Here is a 16,671-nt window from a genome sequence, read left to right as displayed (position 1 = left end):
TGTCACACGGACTCAATCGAGAGGAACGTCGATGCCGTCCATCAGCCTGATTACCCTCGCCGTCGCCGATGTGGCGCGGTCGCGGGCGTTCTACGAGGCGTTGGGGATGCGTGACGCGACGCCCAGTAACGAGGCCGAGGCCGTCGCCTTCTTGGACGGGGGCGGAGTGGTGCTGAGCCTGTATGGCCGGGAGGCGCTGGCGGAAGACACCGGCCTTGCCGATGCCCGGCCGGGCGGCATGACGCTGGCTTTCAACGTTCCCAAGCCGGAGGATGTGCCGGCACGTCTGGCGGAGGCGGTCGCCGCCGGCGCCACCGTGATGAAGGAACCGCGCGAGATGCCCTGGGGCGGGGTAACCGCGTACTTCGCCGATCCCGACGGCCATCCGTGGGAGATCACCTGGGTGCGGGAGTTCCCGCTCACGGAGGACGGGCGCATCGTGCTGTCGGACGACCCGGCCGTGCCGTAAGTCCCCGGCCTCAGGCCAGGGGCAGCATGTCCAGCCCGAGATCGAGGTTGGGCGCGCTGTGGGTCAGCCAGCCGACGGAGATGACATCGACGCCGCTGGCCGCGACCGCCGCCACGCTGTCGAGCGTGATGCTGCCGGACGCCTCTGTGATCGCGCGCCCCGCCACCCGGCGCACCCCTTCCGCCAGCACCTCCGGCGTCATGTTGTCGAACAGGATGGCGTCGGGGGCCGCCGCCAGCGCCTCGTCGAGCTGGTCGAGGGAATCGATCTCGACCTGAAGCCGCGTCATGTGGCCGATCGCGGCGCGCGCCGCCGTGATGGCGGCCGTGATCCCGCCCATCACGGCGATGTGGTTGTCCTTGATGAGCACCGCATCGTCGAGGCCGAGGCGGTGGTTGATGCCGCCCGCGACCCGCACCGCGTACTTCTCCAGCGCGCGCAGGCCCGGCGTCGTCTTGCGCGTGCAGGCGATGCGCGCCCGGGTGCCGCGCACCGCCGCCACCATGCGGGCGGTCTCGGTGGCGATGCCCGAGAGGTGGCCGAGGAAGTTCAGCGCCACCCGTTCGGCCGACAGCACGGCCCGGGCCGGTCCGTCGATCAACAGGATGGTTTCGCCGGGGCAGACCACGGTGCCGTCGTCGATCCGGCCCCGGCAGGTCACGCGGGCATCAAGCAGCCGGAAGGTCAGGGCGGCCACGCCGGCGCCGGCCACCACGCCCTCCCGCCGCGCGACCACCGCCGCCTGAACCGTGCGGTCGGCCGGCACGAGGCTGTCGGTGGTGATGTCGCCGCCCCGTCCCAGGTCTTCCGCCAGCGCGGCCCGCACCAACGGGTCCACCAGAAGGTCGGGCAACGGCCCGCGATCCGGCGCGTTCGTCATGAGTCTCTCCCCGGCGTTGGTCACCATGGCGGCCCTCACGTCACCGCCAGCATGCGTTCGACCGGCGCGCGCGCCCTCAGGGCGATTTCGGGATCCAGCTCCACGCGCGGCGACAGGGTCTCCAGCGCGTGCCGGATGCGGGGCAGGGTGATCCGTTTCATGTGCGGGCACAGCGCGCACGGCTTGACGAACGTGACCTCCGGCAGCTCCGCGGCCACGTTGTCGCTCATCGAGCACTCGGTGACCAGAAAGACCCGCTCCGGCCGTTCCCGCCGCACGTAGTCGATCATCTGGGCCGTCGATCCGACATGGTCGGCGGCGTCGAGGACGTCCGGCGGACATTCCGGATGGGCGACGACGCTCAGGCTGGGAAAGCGGGACCGGAACGTCCGGATCTCGTCCCCGGTGAAGCGCTCGTGGACCTCGCAGGCGCCGTGCCAGGGAATGATCTCGACGTCGGTGTTCCGGGCCACGTGCTTGGCAAGAAACATGTCGGGAATGAAGATGACCCGGGGCACGCCGAGCGACTCCACGATCCGCACCGCGTTGCCGGAGGTGCAGCAGATATCGCACTCGGCCTTCACCGCGGCCGACGTGTTCACGTAGGTCACCACCGGGACCCCGGGGTGGGCCGCCCGCAGCGCCACGACGTCCTCCGGCGTGATCGACTCCGCCAGCGAGCAGCCGGCGTGGGGATCGGGGATCAGCACGGTCCTGTCCGGGTTCACCAGCTTGGCGGTCTCGGCCATGAAGTGGACCCCGGCCACGACCAGCACCTCGGCGTCGCTCTCCACGGCCTGCCGGGCCAACGCCAGGGAGTCGCCTCGGATGTCCGCCACGCCGTGGAAGATCTCCGGCGTCTGGTAGTTGTGGGCGAGGACGACCGCGTTGCGGGCGCGCTTCAGGTCGCGGATGGCGTCGATCTCCGGGGCGTGGAGCGGCCATTCCATCGCCGGGATGACGTCCTTGATGCGCGCGTACACATCGGCCGTGCGCGCCTCGGCCTCGCGGCTGCAGGGCAGGGGAGCCGGATCGAAACCTGTCAACGCCGTCATCATATCCCCCATATGCTCGTTTCGAGCATTATCGCGTGACGAAAACAGGGCCGGTTGGGCATCCGGCCCTTATGCTCACGCAGAGTATATAGAACTCACGCTGTCATTCAAGGGTAACCGCCGCGTCGCGTGGCCGTCACACGGACCCCCGGGGCCGGCCGTTCCGAGACCACCTCCCGCCGGAAGCGCATCAGCTTCGCCGGTCGGCCGCCGGTGTCGGTCTCGACCCGGCCGGTGTCCTCGACCAGCCCCTGTTGGGCCACCAGCCGGCGGAAGTTCTGCTTGTGCAGGCGGACGCCGGAGATCGCCTCGGCGGCCCGCTGCAGGCGCAAAAGGGTGAAGGTCTCCGGCAGCAGTTCGAACAGCACGGGGCGGTATTTAATCTTGCCGCGCAGGCGGCTGATGGCGGTGGCCAGGATGCGGCGGTGGTCGATGGCCAGCGGCCGTCCTACCCCGGCCAGGACGTCGGACGGCGGCGCGTGTCCCGCGTCCCACCATGCCTCGGGCGCCAAGCCGGCCTCGTACAGCAGTTCGTAGCGTTCCAGCGCCCGCTCGACGTCCCAACCGCCGGCATCGCCGCCGAACGTCAGCCGGGCGCGCTCGCGCCGCGCCGCCCGCAGGGGATCCGGCGCTGTCTCCGCCCACCCGTCGAGCCCGGCCAGCAGGCGATCGCGCCAGGGTCCCGCGCCGCTCCGCTCGTCCTCCCAGGGGAAGCAATCGTACCAGGGCATCCACGCCGCGCGGCCGGCCACCGGCACACCGGCCACCGGTACAAGAGCGAGATAGGCGATGGACAGCCGCCGGTCATCGTGGCCCGGAGAGGGGTCGTCGGCGGGCCGGGGCCGGTCGCCGAAGGTGTAGAGCTGCTCAACATAGCCCAGGCGCAGGCCCGTCTGCCGCTCGACCCAGCTGCGCAGGCCCGCCTGAAGCGTGCCGTGCTCGGCCTGCAGCGGCCCGGCCGGCAGCGCGGGCCGCCCGCCCGCGCCGGGCTTCAGCACGAGGGTCACGGGGGTTTCGTTCGTGACGGCAATGACGACGGCCGTCAGATCGACGGTGACGGAACTGGTGGTCAGGCGATCCTGGGACATGACGCCGCCTCCCGCGCGGGACGGCCCCGCCGGATCCGGCCCATTACCCCCCCGTTTTGGCCTGGGGCTTGGGCTTGGGCAGGTCGAGCTTGATATGCAGGTCCTTGAGCTGCTTCTCGCTCACCGCGCTGGGCGCCTGCATCAGCAGGTCCTGCGCCTGCCCGTTCATGGGGAAGACGATGACCTCGCGAATGTTGGGCTCGTCGGCCAGCAGCATGACGATGCGGTCGATGCCCGGCGCGGCGCCGCCGTGCGGGGGTGCCCCGTAGCGGAAGGCGTTCAGCATGCCGCCGAAGTGCGCCTCGACGTGTTCCTGTTCATAGCCCGCGATCCGGAAGGCCTTGAACATGATGTCCGGCCGGTGGTTCCGGATCGCGCCCGACGACAGTTCCACCCCGTTGCAGACGATATCGTACTGGAACGCCTTGATCTCCAGCGGGTTCACGGTCTCCAGCGCCTCCAGGCCGCCCTGCGGCATGGAGAACGGGTTGTGGCTGAACTCCACCTGTCCGGTGTCCTCGTTCAGCTCGAACATGGGGAAGTCGACCGTCCAGCAGAATTTGAAGACTCCGGTCTCCAACATTTCCAGTTCGGTGCAGATCTTGGTGCGCACCAGACCGGCGAACTTGGCCGCCGCCAGCGGCTTGTCGCAGGCGAAGAATACGGCGTCGCCGGGCTTCAGATCCATCTGGACGCGCAGGGCCTCGACCCGGTCGGCCTCCAGGTTCTTGGCGATCGGCCCTTTGGGACCCTCGGCGCCGAAGATGATGTAGCCCAGCCCGCCAGCGCCGTTCTCCCGCGCCCAGGCGTTCAGCTTGTCGTACCAGCCGCGCGGCCGGTCCGCCGCCCCCGGCCCCGGGATCGCGCGCACCACGGCGCCCTTGGTCTCGATCAGCTTGGCGAACAGGCCGAAGCCGCCGCCCCGGAAGTGGTCCGTCACGTCCTGGATGAGGAGCGGGTTGCGCAGGTCTGGCTTGTCCGAGCCGTACTTGAGCATGGATTCTTCGTAGGGGATGCGCGGGAACGGCGGCTTGGTCACCGCCCGGTCCCCGGCGAACTCCTCGAACACGCCCGCCAGCACGGGTTCGATGGCGTTGAACACGTCGTCCTGGGTGACGAAGCTCATTTCGAAATCGAGCTGATAGAACTCGCCCGGCGAGCGGTCGGCGCGGCTGTCCTCGTCGCGGAAGCAGGGTGCGATCTGGAAATAGCGGTCGAAGCCGGCGACCATCATCAGCTGCTTGAACTGCTGCGGGGCTTGCGGCAGGGCGTAGAACTGGCCGGGGTGCAGGCGAGACGGCACCAGGAAGTCGCGGGCCCCCTCGGGGCTGGAGGCGGTCAGGATCGGCGTCTGGTACTCCAGGAAGCCCTGGTCCACCATGCGGCGGCGGATCGACTGGATCACCTGCGAGCGCAGCACGATATTGCGGTGCATCTGCTCGCGCCGCAGATCGAGGAAGCGGTAGGTCAGGCGCAGGTCCTCGGGGTACTCCTGCTCGCCGGCCACCTGGATCGGTAGCACGTCGGCGGTGGACTGCACCTCGACCGCGTCCACACCCACCTCGATCTCGCCGGTGGGCAGGCGCGGGTTGATGGTCTCGTCGCTGCGGGCGATGACCCGGCCCGTCACGGTGATGACGCTTTCCACGCGCGCCGCTTCCAGCGTCGGGAACACGTCCGACGAAACGTCCAGCACGCACTGGGTCAGGCCGAAATGGTCGCGCAGGTCCACGAACAGCAGGTTGCCGTGGTCGCGCTTGCGGTGAATCCAACCGGACAGGCGGACGGTCTGGCCCACGTCGGCGCGGCGCAGCGCGCCGCAGGTGTGCGTGCGAAAGGCGTGCATGATGAGCGGGTTCCCTGGCGTGCGACGGGTGGCGCCCCGGTGGCGTCGGTGGGCAGGAACCCACACCGAACCGCCCGCCGTGTCAAGCGGGCCGAAGGGCCGGCCCACGAAGTCCGCGCCGCAGCCTCTGTCGCCCGGTTCCGAAAACGCTCATGAGGATCGGGAACAGCGCCCCGGCCAGACTCGCGATGGCGACAAGCGCCATGTCCACACGTCGCGCGGGGTTCCCAAGAGGCGCCGTTCTGCCTACATCGGGGGAGCGCCCGCCTTTCCGTGACGTTCGAGGCACCACCATGACCATGACCCTGGACGAACTGTCCGAAACATTCGAGCTTCTGGACGACTGGGAAGAGCGCTACGCCTTCATCATAGACCTGGGCCGTAAGCTGGAGCCCATGCCGGACGCCGACAAGACCGAGGCCAACAAGGTGCCCGGCTGCATGAGTCAGGTCTGGATGACCGCGCGTGAGGCCGACGGCAACCCGGTGCGTTTGCACTTCTGCGCCGACTCTGATGCCCATATCGTCAAGGGGTTGATCGCCATCCTGTTGGTCTTATTCAATGATCGCACGCCGGAAGAGATTCTGGCCGCCGATGCCCAGGGCGAGATGAAGCGCCTGGGCCTGGACCAGCACATCAGCCCTAATCGGCGCAATGGCTTTCTGTCGATGATCGAGCGGATCAAGGCAGAGGCTGCGCGCATTGTTTCGGTGTAGGGGGGTGTCGTGATCCGGATTGGAAGTCAGGTCGGAGTCATTCCAAGGAACGGGTTGTGTATCGGTCGCACTGATCCTTTCGCGGCGCAGCCGCGTCGCAAAAGGTGGATATGCCGGCGTCTGTCTGGTAGCATTTCACTCATACGCGCAAAGTCGGGCTCCGCTTCGCGGTGCCCGGGTCTCTGATGAGGAAGGGTGCCAACGATGGCTCCGGACGAATCCGTGTTGAACGTCAATGCCAACGGCAACCTGCCCCAGGATGGTCCCTCGTCGGCGGGGGCGGGTAAGGCTTCGGCGGTTGTTCGGGTTCTGCTGGCGGACGACCATGCGTTGCTGCGCGACGGGATCCGCCCGTTCCTAACCGACCTGGGCGAGCATGTGGAGATCATGGAGGCGGTCGATTTCGACAGCGCGCTGGCGCAGGCGTCGGAGCATTCGCCGGACCTGCTGTTGCTCGACCTGAAGATGCCCGGGATGGCCGGTGTGGAGACGGTCAGCGCCTTCCGCAAGGCGTGCCCGGAGGTGCCGGTGGTCATCATCACCGGACAGGTGCTGCGCGAGGATGTGCTCAGGGCCATGGAACTGGGTGCGTCCGGGTATCTGCCCAAGGCCATGAGCGGGGCGTCGTTCGTGCATGCGTTGCGGCTGATCCTCAGCGGCCAGCCCTATTTTTCGGCGCATCTGCTCAGCCCCGGTGGCGGCGACGGCGAGGCCGCCCAGGCGCAACACCACGGCGGGCGCTTCGCCGATCTGACCAACCGCGAAATCCAGGTGCTGTCGCTGTTGGTCCGGGGTGAGTCCAACAAGGAAATCGGCCTGCACCTCGGCCTGACGGAGATCACCGTCAAGTCGCACATGCGCAGCATCTTCAAGAAGATCGGCGCCGCCAACCGCACCCAGGCCGTGGCCATGGCGATCCAGCACGGGATTTCCGCCTGAGCCCATCCGCTCGGCGTTCCGTTTTGTCCGCCCCATTTCGGCGGCGCTCGGTTTCCATTTGCAAGGCGAGAGAGGACCCGATGGTCAGTGTCGAAGTCTACACCAAATCGAATTGCACGTTTTGCGCCAAGGCGAAGGCTTGGTTGCAGGAACACGGGGTCGCGTACACTGAGCACGATGTCTCCACGGTGGCCGCCTTCTCGGAGATGAAGCAGCGCCTGCCGGACGCCAAGACGGTGCCGCAGATCCTGATGGACGGCCATCTGATCGGTGGGTACGACACCCTGATGCAGTACGAACAGCCCATCCTTGCGAAACTGAAGGCGGCCAACGCGGCCGGCTGAGATCGGGTCCCGTCCGGACGGGGCCGGCCTCGGCGCGGCCCGTGCCGGAGCACCGGACCCATGCTCGACATCACCCCTGACCTCAGCATTCCCGACCGCGAGATCGAGGAGCGCTTCGCCCGCGCGTCCGGTCCCGGCGGGCAGAACGTCAACAAGGTCGAGACGGCGGTGCAACTGCGCTTCGACGCGCGCGGCTCGCCGTCGTTGCCTGATGCGGTCAAGGTGCGGCTGGAACGGCTGGCGGGGAGCCGGCTGACCGGTGATGGTGTTGTGGTTATCACGGCCGACCGCTTCCGCAGCCAGGAGCGCAACCGCGTCGACGCGCGCGAGCGTCTCGCGGCCCTGATCCGCGCCGCCACCCACACCCCGCGTCCGCGCAAACCGACCCGTCCGAGCCGGGCCGCCCGACAACGGCGCGCTGACGCCAAGACACGGCGCGGGCAGACCAAGGCGCTGCGCGGGCGGCCGGATGCGGAATGATACGGATTTCGGATGATTGCGTCCCGCTCCGTCCCCGCAAACCGCCGACTGACGGTCTGATGCGTTTGCGTTGGAGGTCTCGCGGCGGACCGCCAGGCTGGCTGAACCTCCAGTTTGCGCGGGACGACCGAAGCGTCTTGTTTTGGAACGGAAAATGTCATTCTGAGTCCGACCCCCGGCGCGCCGTGGCAGAGGTCGGACGAAAGGATCTCGCGAGGTCGGCGGGGCCGCGCGCCAGCATGCCGGAGTTTGAACCAATAAACCGGTTTTGTTACGGGCTTGAAACAAAGATCAGGTTGTGCGGAGCGCGAAACACACACATTGACGCACGTCCCATTGTGTGGTGCAGTTAACTATCCAATTACATCAATTGGAGGCGCTCGGCCTTCCTGGGTGATGGTCGCTCGAATTTTGTGGAAACCTGAATTGCGATGGGGCGTTGAAGTCTTGTCATCGCAAGGCTACGCTAATAGAGTTAGAATAATTATAAAGGATGTTGTTTCAGTTTGGTTGATTGGGTGAGGGGCTCCGCGCATGACCTCCGATCGCGAAGCGGAGACGGCCTCAGGCGCGTCCGTGAAACCGGACGCCACAACCCTGGGGCCCGCTTCGTGCCCGTCCGTTGAAGCGCTGCGCGAACAGGTCGACCTTCTGGCCACGGTCCAGGACCTGACGGGACTTGGGATCTTCGGATACGACATGATCCGTGAGACCTGGACCGTGTCGCCGAACTTCCTGGAGCGCCTGGGGGTCGAGGACACCGGCCCGCTCACGCCGGCTCGATTGATGGAGATCGTTCATCCAGATGACCATGAGCAGTTCGCCGTCGCTTTAAAGGCGCATCTGGGCGGTCGTTCGTTCGTCAATGAGCATCGCGAGATCCATCAGAAGACCGGTGAGGTTGTTTACGTGCGCGCCTATGCCAGGGTGCTGCATGACGACAACGGACGCGCGCGCGCACTGGTCGGCGCCGTCCAGGATATCACCGACCAAAAAAAGGCTGATCTAGCACTCAGGGCCAGCGAAGCGCGGTTTCGCGGCCTGTTCGAGGCCATGCCCGACTATCTGGCGGTTTGGCGCCGCGACGGGGACGACTACGTCCTGGAAGATGTCAATCCGGCCAACGAACGCCTGTCGGGAGGACACGTCCAGGAGCACCTTGGCAGGCGCCTCTCTGACTTCTACGCCGACAGGCCGGACTTGGTTGACCTGATCCACCGCTGTGGCCGAGACGGTACCGTGCTGGCGCACAACGGACTTTACCGTATGCGCGCCTCCGGCAAGGAACGGCACGTCAGCTTCAAGTTCACGTCTGCGTCGCCGGATATCGTTCTGGCCATCGCCGAGGACATCGGCGATCGCGTGGATGCCGAAACCCGTTTGCGCGAGACCGCCGACCTGTTGCTGAACGCCGAGGAACTGGCGGGCATCGGCTCCTGGGAATGGGATGTCACGTCGGATGTGTGGACCTTCTCGGATAACTGGTGCCGGCTGCACGGTGTGGACGAGCCTCCCCGGACCACCGGCGATCTGTTGCCGCTTGCTCACCCGGACGATATGGCTCGGGTCGAGGCCGCCTTCGAGCGGACACTGAGCGGAGGACCCTACGACATCACACACCGGACCATCGACCAGACCACGGGCGCCATTCGAACGATCAAGGTCCGGGGTACGCCGATCCTGGATGACGCGGGCCGCGTCGTGAAGGTCCGTGGCGTGGCGCTGGACATCACCGACCGGGAGAAACACGAGCACATACTCCGCGAAACCACGGAATTGATGGTGGCCGGACAGCGCCTGGGTCGCATGTGTTCGTTCGAGTATGACATGGAGACCGAACGGTGGTCCCTGTCCGACACATGGCGGGAACTGTCCGGGACCGAGGTCCGTCCGACCACAACGGACGAGCTTCTGGAGTGGATCCATCCCGACGACCGGGATCGCGTCCACACGGAATTCGTCGCGATGCTGCGCGGAGATGCCGAGCAGATGGAACACCGGGTGATCCACTATCAAACCGGCGAAACGCTGCACCTGCGCGCCTACGGCCATCTGGTTCACGACGACCGGGGCCGGCCGACGCGGTTGCGAGGGCTGGTCCAGGACGTCACCCGGGAAAAGCGCCGCGAGCGAGACTTGGCGGACAGCTTGGTGCGTCTGAAGATGGCGCAGCAGATCGCCGGCATCGGCAGTGCGACCATCGATCCGGCGGTTGAACGGTCGGACTGGTCGGAAGAGATGTATCGCATCTACGAGCGTGACCCGGCGCTTGGGCCGTCGCGTCTGGGCGATCACGCCAAACTGTTCACGAACGAAGACTACCAGACCTTCCGCGAAGCCGTAGGCGCCGCCGTAGCCGATGCGGAGCCGTTCGACCTGACGGTGCCCCTGCACATGTCGGACGGCCGTGTCAAATGGATCCATCTTCTCGGCCGCCCCATGCCGGATCGCGGTCCTGCTGGTCACGTGGTCCACGCCACCGTCCAGGACATCACCAAGCGCAAGCGCGAGGACGAGTTCCGCGAGGATATCGAGCGGATCATCCGCCACGATATGCGCAGCCCCATATCGGCCACCATTTCGGGGATCAACATCCTTCGCCTGTCCGATGCCCTCTCCGATGATAACCGGACTGTGCTGGACATGATGGAGCGGGCCGCCCAGCGACAGCTCTCGCTGCTCGATGCCTCCATGACCCTGCACCGCGTGGAGGCGGGCACCTTCCGGTTCGAACCGACCGCCGTGGATCTGGGGGCCGTGTTCGGCGAGGTCCATGAGGAACTAGAGCACCTCGCTGCCGCGAAACTTGCCGGACTCCGACTGACCATGGAGAAGCCCGTCGCCGCCCTGGGCGATGCTTGGTTGTGCCGAACGCTGCTGTCCAATCTGGTCCGCAACGCCGTCGAGGCATTGCCGGAGAAACGGCAGGCCGTCGATGTGCGCGTGACGACCGACGGGGACGAGGCGGTCATCCGCGTCACCAACCCCGGCGCGGTGCCGGAGGACATCCGCGACCGCTTTTTCGACAAGTACGCCACAAGTGGCAAGTCCGGCGGCACGGGGCTGGGCACCTATTCGGCGTGCATGATGGCCCGTGCCCAGAAAGGCCGTGTCGCGCTCGATACCGACGTGCCCGGGCAGACCACGGTGACCGTGTGGCTGCCCCTTGCGGCCGGGGAAAGGGTATGAGCCCAGGCGGCGCGGGCCGTGCTGTCGACGGGCGGGGCGCGGGAATCCGATTCGCCGCAGCGATTTGTCCTGAGTCCCGCAGGCGCCGGCGGGGTTTGAACCGCCGGGGAAACGGCGTTCGCCCTTGAGTTGCGGTGCGGGCGTGAGCCGGTGAACAGCCCGGCCCCATACCCCTTTGAAAGACCGCAAAACCCGGCCGAAGCCGGGAGTGGAGAGTGTGTTTTCTAGTATAAATGGCGGATGGGGTGGGATTCGAACCCACGGGACGGTCTCCCGTCCGCCGGTTTTCAAGACCGGTGCCTTAAACCGCTCGGCCACCCATCCTTAAGCGAAACTTCGCCGTGTGTATCCTTTGCAGGATGCCGCCGGTTGATAAAATGAAGCGTTAACCGGCGCTGCCGGGCGTCTCCGGCAGGGCGCGACCCCGTCCCTTTCTGGCGAACCCGCGCGGTCAGGTCAATCCCTGGGCTGGACTGTCCTAAAATTGGTCGTGTCGCGTTCGTGTTGCGACATCAAGGCTGTCGCATGTCAGACACTCGGGTCGGGGCATGGGCTTATTCTCTTTATGGATCAGAGCATTGCCGTGGTGGCATTAAGTTTGCTTGCATGCCCCGTGCCCACCGTTTCGTTCGGGGGCGCCAACGCGGGAGGGCCTTGATGCTGACCGATCGTCTCGCGCCGGTGTTCGAAGAACCGGCCTGTGCCACCAACCGCGCCAAGACCGACGCGCAGAAGCGAGCCGGCTGCAAGGCCAAGGGCCCGACCCCGGGCGCGGCGGCCGGCGGCTGTGCGTTCGACGGCGCCAAAATCTCGTTGCAGCCCATCGTCGACGCCGCGCACATCGTCCACGGTCCCATCGCCTGCGAGGGCAATAATTGGGATAACCGCCATTCGGCGTCGTCTGGGTCCGACCTGTACCGGCGCGGCCTGACCACCGACCTGACCGAACTGGATGTCATCCACGGCGGCGAGAAGAAGCTTTGGAAGGCCATCCGTCAGGCCGTCGAAAAGTTCGATCCGCCCGCCGTGTTCGTCTACCAGACCTGCGTGCCGTCGCTGACCGGCGACGACATCCACGCCGTCTGCGCCGCCGCCGCCGAGCGCCACGGCCGCCCGGTGATCCCCGTCGAGGCCCCGGGCTTCGTCGGCACCAAGAACGCGGGCAACCGTCTGGCCGGTCAGACCCTGCTCGACCATGTCATCGGCACCGGTGAACCCGAGACCACCACGCCGACCGACATCTGCCTGATCGCGGAGTTCAACATCGTCGGCGACCTGTGGCAGGTTAAACCGCTGTTCGACGCCCTGGGCATCCGCCTGCTGTCCCCGATCACCGGCGACGCCCGCTACCACGAGGTCACCTACGCGCACCGCGCCAAGGCCTCCATGGTGGTCTGCTCTCAGGCCATGGTGAACGTGGGACGCGGCCTGCAGGAGCGATGGGGCATCCCCTACTTCGAGGGCTCGTTCAACGGTGTGCGGGCCACATCGGAAGCCCTGCGCACCTTCGCCCGCCTGCTGGTGGAGCAGGGCGCCGACGCGGACCTGATCGACCGGGCGGAGGCTCTCATCGCCGAGAAGGAAGCCGAGGTCCAGCGTCAGATGGAGCCGTACCGCGCCACCCTCGAGGGCAAGAAGGTGCTGCTCTACACCGGCGGCAACAAGGCCTGGTCCATCGTCCAGACCTTGCAGGACATGGGTATGGAGGTGATCGGCACCTCGGTGCGCAAGTCCACGGACCACGGCAAGGCCCGCGCCAAGGACCTGCTGCACGAGGACAAGAAGCTGTTCGGCGCCATCCCGGCCGGCGAGATGTTCCGCATGCTGAAGGACGGCGAGGCCGACATCATGCTGTCCGGCGGTCGCAGCCAGTTCGTAGCCCTGAACGCCCGCCGCCCCTGGCTGGATACCAACCAGGAGCGTCACCACGCCTACGCCGGCTACGAGGGCTTCATCAACCTGGCCAAGCGGATGTCCCTGACCCTGAACGCCCCGATCTGGGAGCAGGTGCACAGCCCGGCCCCCTGGGAGGAGGGATACACCGCATGAGTCCGAAGACCACTCCCTCCCGCGTCGAGGCGTCCCGCAAGGCGCTGACCATCGACCCGCTGAAGGTGTCGCCGCCGCTGGGCGCCGCGCTGGCCCTGCTCAGCGTCGACCGGGGCATGCCGCTGTTCCATGGGTCGGTGGGCTGCACTGCCTTCGCCTTGGTGCTGCTGGTGCGCCACTTCCGCGAGGCCATTCCCTTGCAAACCACGGCGCTCGGCGAGATCGAGACCATCCTCGGCGGCACCGACAACCTGGAATCGGCGATCCGCACCATCGCCACCAAGTCCAAGCCCTCGGTGCTGGGCGTCTGCCCCACGGCGCTGACCGACACCCGCAGCGAGGACATGGCCGCCGACCTCCGGCTGATTTCCGAGCGGTTGGGCGAGGACCTGGGGGACACCCTGCTGGTCCATGTCCAGGCCCCGGACTTCATCGGCGGCCTGCAAGAGGGCTGGGCCGCCGCCGTCACCGGCATCATCGACGTCGTGGCCCGGCCGCGCCCGCGCCGCGCGGACCATCTGACCGTGCTGACGGGCGCGCACCTGACCGCCGCCGACCTGGACGATCTGCGCGACACCATTGAGGCCTTCGACCTGACCTGCACCCTGCTGCCGGATCTGTCCGGGTCCCTTGATGGGCATGTCCCTGACAACTGGCGGCCGGTCAGTCTCGGCGGCACCTCCCGGGCCGAGTTGGAGGCCCTGGGCGAGGCCAGCGCGGTGCTGGCCATCGGCGAGCACATGCGCGCCCCGGCCGAGCTGCTGGGCGCGCGGACCAGCCTACCGGTCACGGTTCTGGAAACCCTGACCGGCCTCAAAGGCTGCGATCGCCTGATCGCCTTTTTGTCCGAGATGTCCGGGCGTTCGGCCCCGCCGAAGCTGCGCCGCGACCGCTCGCGGTTGCTGGACGCGCTCATCGACAGCCACTTCGCCGCCGTCGGGCAGCGCGTGGCCATCGCCGCCGAACCGGACCTGTTGCGCGCCATGGTCACCATCGCCACCGACCTGGGATGCCAGGTGCCGGTGGCGGTGACCACCACCAGGGCGCCCGGCCTGGAGACGCTGCCGGTTGATCGCCTGATCGTCGGCGATCTGGACGACCTGGAGACAGCGACGCTGGAGGCCGGCGGCTGCGATCTGGTGATCGGCCCCTCGCCGGCCATCCGCGCCGCCAAGGCCCTGCACGCGCCGCTGGTTCGCGTCGGGTTCCCCCAGGTGGACCGGGTCGGCAGCCAGCACGATTTGTTCGCCGGCTATCGGGGCACGCGCCAGATGGCCTTCGCCATCGCCAACGCCATCACCGAGAGCCACGCCGAACACCACCTGCGCCCGCCCCACCCTATGTCCCCCGAAATGCCCCATACGTCCGAGGTTCGCCATGACAGCGATGCGCCGGTTGCGGCTGGTTGAGTCGGGCGGCGCCGAGCCGTCCGCCGTGCGTTCCCCGACCGTCTCAAAGGAGAGTCCCGCCGTGAAGGTCGCCCTCGCCACCCAGGACATGAGCGCCGTCAACGCCCACTTCGCGGGGGCACGCACGCTGGCCGTCTACGAGGTCTCCGCCGAGGACTGGAGCCTCGTCGAGGCGGTCCAGTTCGACGACGTCACCGCCCAGGACGGCAGCGGCGGCGGGCACGAGGACGACCGGGTGGCGCCCCGGCTGGCCGCCATGGAGGGCTGTACCCTGCTGTTCGTGCGCGCCATCGGCGGACCGGCGGCGGCGCGGGTTGTGGCCGCGCGCATTCATCCGGTCAAGCTCCAGTCCGACGAGCCCGTCGATCAAGTGTTGGAGCGGGTGCGGACCATGCTGGCCGGCTCGCCGCCGCCGTGGCTGCGCAAGGCGATGATGAACCGGGACGGCAGTGAACCCGCGCGCACCGATTTCATGGACGATGACGACGAGGGGGAGGGCTGAGCCATGGCCGCAGCCGTTCGTGACATGGCGGAACGCCCCGCCGGTCCCGCCAAGCCGCTCAGCAAGGTCGCCCGGCTGCGGGCCATGGCGGTCGCCCAGCCCGATCCGCCCTGGCCCGACGCGCCCACCTTCCTGCCTGAACTGGCGGCGCTGATCCGGGCCGGCGACTGCTGCGGCTTGTGGGACGGCAAGACCGATGCCCGCCTGTTGAAGGGCTACGTGCTCTCGCAGGAGGAGCGGCGGGCGATCCCCGTCGTCGGCAACCCGGACCCGCGCGTGCTGCGCCGCCTGCACACATTCTATCACGCCGTCGGCACGACCATCGGCCGCCGCAGCGGCCACGTCGCCACACCCCTTATCGATCTGCATGAAGAGGGCTTCGGCCGCGTGGTTCTGATCGCCGGGCGTCTGGTGGCCGTCTCCCGCGCAGTGCGGGATGTCCACCGCTTCGGCTTCGACAGCCTCGCCGCCCTGGATGCCGCCGGCGCCGCCCTGGTCGAGGAAGGGGTCGGCATGATCGCCGCGCATCCGGGCCTCGTCGTTCTCGAGTCGTAACCTTCCGATCCTTCCGAAGCCAAAGAAAGGACACGTCATGGCCGTTCGTACGCTCGTCACCCAGGATGGCAGCCCCTGGGTTCCCTCCTACATCCAATCCATTGACCCCGACGTGTGCATCGGCTGCGGCCGCTGCGTGAAGGTGTGTGCTCGCGACGTGATCGAACTCAAGGGCATCAACGAGGACGACGAAATGTGCGATCCGTTTGACGACGATGAGGAAATCGTGCGCAAGGTCTCGGTCGTGGCCAAGGGCGGTGATTGCGTGGGCTGCGGATCCTGCGCCACGGTGTGCGGCACCGGCGCGCAGAGTCACGCCCCCGTCGAGGACGCCGCGTAAGACCGTTCGGCGGAGCGGACCGCGCACGAAGGAGAAGGGATCATGTCCGACAGTCTTCACGCCATGCTCATGTCCGGCGGGACGGGGGATCCCTTCGACCGTCATGTGTTGGCCTGCGCCATCGCCTCCGGGTTCGCGCCGCCGGATCGCCTTCTGACCAATACGCTGGCCCTGTCCCTGACGGACCTACGGCTGCTGCTGGAGACTCTGTTCCCGCACGCGCTGGGCCTGCTGGACGTGCATCCGCCGTGGCGCGGTCCCCAGGCCGACGAACCGGAGGAGCCGGATCTGCGCGCGTTGCTGTACGAGGGCCGCACCCTGGGCGGCGATCCGACCATGGCGCGGTGGCTGACGCGGATCATCACGCGGCGGTCGCTGGGCGCGGCGCATCTTTGGGAGGACCTGGGGCTCTCCAGTCGGGCCGATCTGGTTCGCCTGATGGATCGCCATTTCGCGCCGCTGGCCGCCCGGAATCCCGGCATGCGGTGGAAGAAGTTCTTCTATCGGTCGATGTGCGAGAGGGACGGCGTGTTGCTGTGCAAGGCCCCGAATTGCGAGGTCTGCGAGGACTACGCGCTGTGTTTCGTCCCCGACGAGGCACCGCATCCGGCGACCCTGCCGCTCACGGCCACACCGGAATCGCCTCGCGTCTGATGACGGCAAGATCGGCGTCCGACAGGCCATCGAAATCGCCGCGCGCCAGGGAGCCGAACAGCACCACGGCCTCAATGCGGGCCGGGTCCCGCACCGCCCGCGCGCAGGCCGCGCGCAAGGCGGGCGATGATCTCAAGACGCACCCTGTCCCGGATC

The 16,671-nt window shown here is 67.5% G+C and carries 17 protein-coding genes and 1 tRNA gene; 12 read left to right on the top strand and 6 right to left on the bottom strand.

The window, feature by feature from the left end; genetic code table 11:
* Positions 1-31: 31 nt before the first annotated feature.
* The gene (locus BLS85_RS13430; RefSeq protein WP_092787133.1) at positions 32-469 is read left to right on the top strand and encodes a VOC family protein; all 438 of its coding nucleotides are present in this window, start codon (positions 32-34) and stop codon (positions 467-469) included.
* Positions 470-479: 10 nt separating this feature from the next.
* Here the strand turns inward: BLS85_RS13430 and nadC are convergent, their stop codons facing one another.
* The 4 genes from nadC to aspS all read right to left on the bottom strand — a co-directional run bounded on the left by nadC (position 480) and on the right by aspS (position 5,338).
* The gene (gene nadC / locus BLS85_RS13425; RefSeq protein ID WP_092787254.1) at positions 480-1,349 is read right to left on the bottom strand and encodes a carboxylating nicotinate-nucleotide diphosphorylase; all 870 of its coding nucleotides are present in this window, start codon (positions 1,347-1,349) and stop codon (positions 480-482) included.
* A gap of 35 nt (positions 1,350-1,384) precedes the next feature.
* On the bottom strand, positions 1,385-2,407 hold the full coding sequence (nadA, locus tag BLS85_RS13420) for a quinolinate synthase NadA (protein WP_425438485.1): 1,023 nt from the start codon (positions 2,405-2,407) through the stop codon (positions 1,385-1,387).
* A gap of 104 nt (positions 2,408-2,511) precedes the next feature.
* A complete protein-coding gene (locus BLS85_RS13415) occupies positions 2,512-3,492 on the bottom strand; it encodes an NUDIX hydrolase (protein ID WP_092787129.1) in 981 nt (326 codons plus the stop codon).
* Positions 3,493-3,535: 43 nt separating this feature from the next.
* On the bottom strand, positions 3,536-5,338 hold the full coding sequence (gene aspS / locus BLS85_RS13410; RefSeq protein WP_092787127.1) for an aspartate--tRNA ligase: 1,803 nt from the start codon (positions 5,336-5,338) through the stop codon (positions 3,536-3,538).
* 293 nt (positions 5,339-5,631) lie between these two features.
* On the opposite strand from aspS, the gene BLS85_RS13405 reads away from it, so the two are divergent.
* From BLS85_RS13405 to BLS85_RS13385, 5 genes are all read left to right on the top strand, one after another.
* On the top strand, positions 5,632-6,054 hold the full coding sequence (locus tag BLS85_RS13405; protein ID WP_218128426.1) for a SufE family protein: 423 nt from the start codon (positions 5,632-5,634) through the stop codon (positions 6,052-6,054).
* Positions 6,055-6,258: 204 nt separating this feature from the next.
* Positions 6,259-6,993 carry a response regulator transcription factor gene (locus tag BLS85_RS13400; RefSeq protein WP_092787125.1) on the top strand — a complete coding sequence of 245 codons (735 nt, stop codon included), beginning with the start codon at positions 6,259-6,261 and terminating at the stop codon, positions 6,991-6,993.
* An 80-nt stretch (positions 6,994-7,073) separates the two neighbouring features.
* Complete coding sequence (locus tag BLS85_RS13395) at positions 7,074-7,337, top strand: glutaredoxin domain-containing protein (protein WP_092787123.1); 264 nt, start codon at positions 7,074-7,076, stop codon at positions 7,335-7,337.
* A gap of 60 nt (positions 7,338-7,397) precedes the next feature.
* On the top strand, positions 7,398-7,817 hold the full coding sequence (gene arfB, locus BLS85_RS13390) for an alternative ribosome rescue aminoacyl-tRNA hydrolase ArfB (protein ID WP_092787121.1): 420 nt from the start codon (positions 7,398-7,400) through the stop codon (positions 7,815-7,817).
* Between the two features lie 534 nt (positions 7,818-8,351).
* Complete coding sequence (locus BLS85_RS13385) at positions 8,352-11,006, top strand: PAS domain-containing sensor histidine kinase (protein ID WP_092787119.1); 2,655 nt, start codon at positions 8,352-8,354, stop codon at positions 11,004-11,006.
* 234 nt (positions 11,007-11,240) lie between these two features.
* Here the strand turns inward: BLS85_RS13385 and BLS85_RS13380 are convergent.
* A tRNA-Ser gene (locus BLS85_RS13380) sits at positions 11,241-11,330 on the bottom strand.
* 333 nt (positions 11,331-11,663) lie between these two features.
* Here BLS85_RS13380 and nifE point away from each other — a divergent pair.
* From nifE to BLS85_RS13350, 6 genes are all read left to right on the top strand, one after another.
* Complete coding sequence (nifE, locus tag BLS85_RS13375; protein WP_092787117.1) at positions 11,664-13,055, top strand: nitrogenase iron-molybdenum cofactor biosynthesis protein NifE; 1,392 nt, start codon at positions 11,664-11,666, stop codon at positions 13,053-13,055.
* The gene (gene nifN / locus BLS85_RS13370; protein ID WP_092787115.1) at positions 13,052-14,464 is read left to right on the top strand and encodes a nitrogenase iron-molybdenum cofactor biosynthesis protein NifN; all 1,413 of its coding nucleotides are present in this window, start codon (positions 13,052-13,054) and stop codon (positions 14,462-14,464) included. Before nifE ends, nifN begins: the two co-directional genes overlap by 4 nt.
* Before the next feature lie 61 nt (positions 14,465-14,525).
* The gene (gene nifX / locus BLS85_RS13365; protein WP_245699228.1) at positions 14,526-14,966 is read left to right on the top strand and encodes a nitrogen fixation protein NifX; all 441 of its coding nucleotides are present in this window, start codon (positions 14,526-14,528) and stop codon (positions 14,964-14,966) included.
* A 3-nt stretch (positions 14,967-14,969) separates the two neighbouring features.
* Complete coding sequence (locus BLS85_RS13360) at positions 14,970-15,521, top strand: NifX-associated nitrogen fixation protein (protein WP_245699227.1); 552 nt, start codon at positions 14,970-14,972, stop codon at positions 15,519-15,521.
* A gap of 37 nt (positions 15,522-15,558) precedes the next feature.
* Positions 15,559-15,861, top strand: coding sequence for a ferredoxin III, nif-specific (gene fdxB, locus BLS85_RS13355; protein ID WP_092787111.1), 303 nt, complete (start codon positions 15,559-15,561; stop codon positions 15,859-15,861).
* Between the two features lie 42 nt (positions 15,862-15,903).
* Positions 15,904-16,515 (top strand): nitrogen fixation protein NifQ, encoded by a 612-nt coding sequence (locus tag BLS85_RS13350; protein WP_092787109.1) that lies wholly within the window; start codon positions 15,904-15,906, stop codon positions 16,513-16,515.
* Here the strand turns inward: BLS85_RS13350 and BLS85_RS13345 are convergent.
* Positions 16,484-16,651 (bottom strand): nucleotidyltransferase domain-containing protein, encoded by a 168-nt coding sequence (locus BLS85_RS13345; protein ID WP_092787107.1) that lies wholly within the window; start codon positions 16,649-16,651, stop codon positions 16,484-16,486. The genes BLS85_RS13350 and BLS85_RS13345 overlap by 32 nt on opposite strands.
* Between the last annotated feature and the right edge of the window lie 20 nt (positions 16,652-16,671).

This window comes from Rhodospira trueperi, from assembly GCF_900101965.1.
Classification (GTDB): Bacteria; Pseudomonadota; Alphaproteobacteria; order Rhodospirillales; family Rhodospirillaceae; genus Rhodospira; species Rhodospira trueperi.
Note: the sequence above shows the minus strand (reverse complement) of the source record. Positions and strands in the feature narration are given on the sequence as shown.

Coding starts and splice junctions, on each gene's coding strand:
- arfB (WP_092787121.1), top strand. CDS start 7,398: ATGCTCGACATCACCCCTGACCTCAGCATTCCCGACCGCGAGATCGAG.
- BLS85_RS13405 (WP_218128426.1), top strand. CDS start 5,632: ATGACCATGACCCTGGACGAACTGTCCGAAACATTCGAGCTTCTGGAC.
- BLS85_RS13395 (WP_092787123.1), top strand. CDS start 7,074: ATGGTCAGTGTCGAAGTCTACACCAAATCGAATTGCACGTTTTGCGCC.
- BLS85_RS13400 (WP_092787125.1), top strand. CDS start 6,259: ATGGCTCCGGACGAATCCGTGTTGAACGTCAATGCCAACGGCAACCTG.
- BLS85_RS13415 (WP_092787129.1), bottom strand. CDS start 3,492: ATGTCCCAGGATCGCCTGACCACCAGTTCCGTCACCGTCGATCTGACG.
- BLS85_RS13350 (WP_092787109.1), top strand. CDS start 15,904: ATGTCCGACAGTCTTCACGCCATGCTCATGTCCGGCGGGACGGGGGAT.
- fdxB (WP_092787111.1), top strand. CDS start 15,559: ATGGCCGTTCGTACGCTCGTCACCCAGGATGGCAGCCCCTGGGTTCCC.
- BLS85_RS13385 (WP_092787119.1), top strand. CDS start 8,352: ATGACCTCCGATCGCGAAGCGGAGACGGCCTCAGGCGCGTCCGTGAAA.
- BLS85_RS13430 (WP_092787133.1), top strand. CDS start 32: ATGCCGTCCATCAGCCTGATTACCCTCGCCGTCGCCGATGTGGCGCGG.
- BLS85_RS13360 (WP_245699227.1), top strand. CDS start 14,970: ATGGCCGCAGCCGTTCGTGACATGGCGGAACGCCCCGCCGGTCCCGCC.
- nadA (WP_425438485.1), bottom strand. CDS start 2,407: ATGATGACGGCGTTGACAGGTTTCGATCCGGCTCCCCTGCCCTGCAGC.
- nadC (WP_092787254.1), bottom strand. CDS start 1,349: ATGACGAACGCGCCGGATCGCGGGCCGTTGCCCGACCTTCTGGTGGAC.
- nifN (WP_092787115.1), top strand. CDS start 13,052: ATGAGTCCGAAGACCACTCCCTCCCGCGTCGAGGCGTCCCGCAAGGCG.
- nifE (WP_092787117.1), top strand. CDS start 11,664: ATGCTGACCGATCGTCTCGCGCCGGTGTTCGAAGAACCGGCCTGTGCC.
- aspS (WP_092787127.1), bottom strand. CDS start 5,338: ATGCACGCCTTTCGCACGCACACCTGCGGCGCGCTGCGCCGCGCCGAC.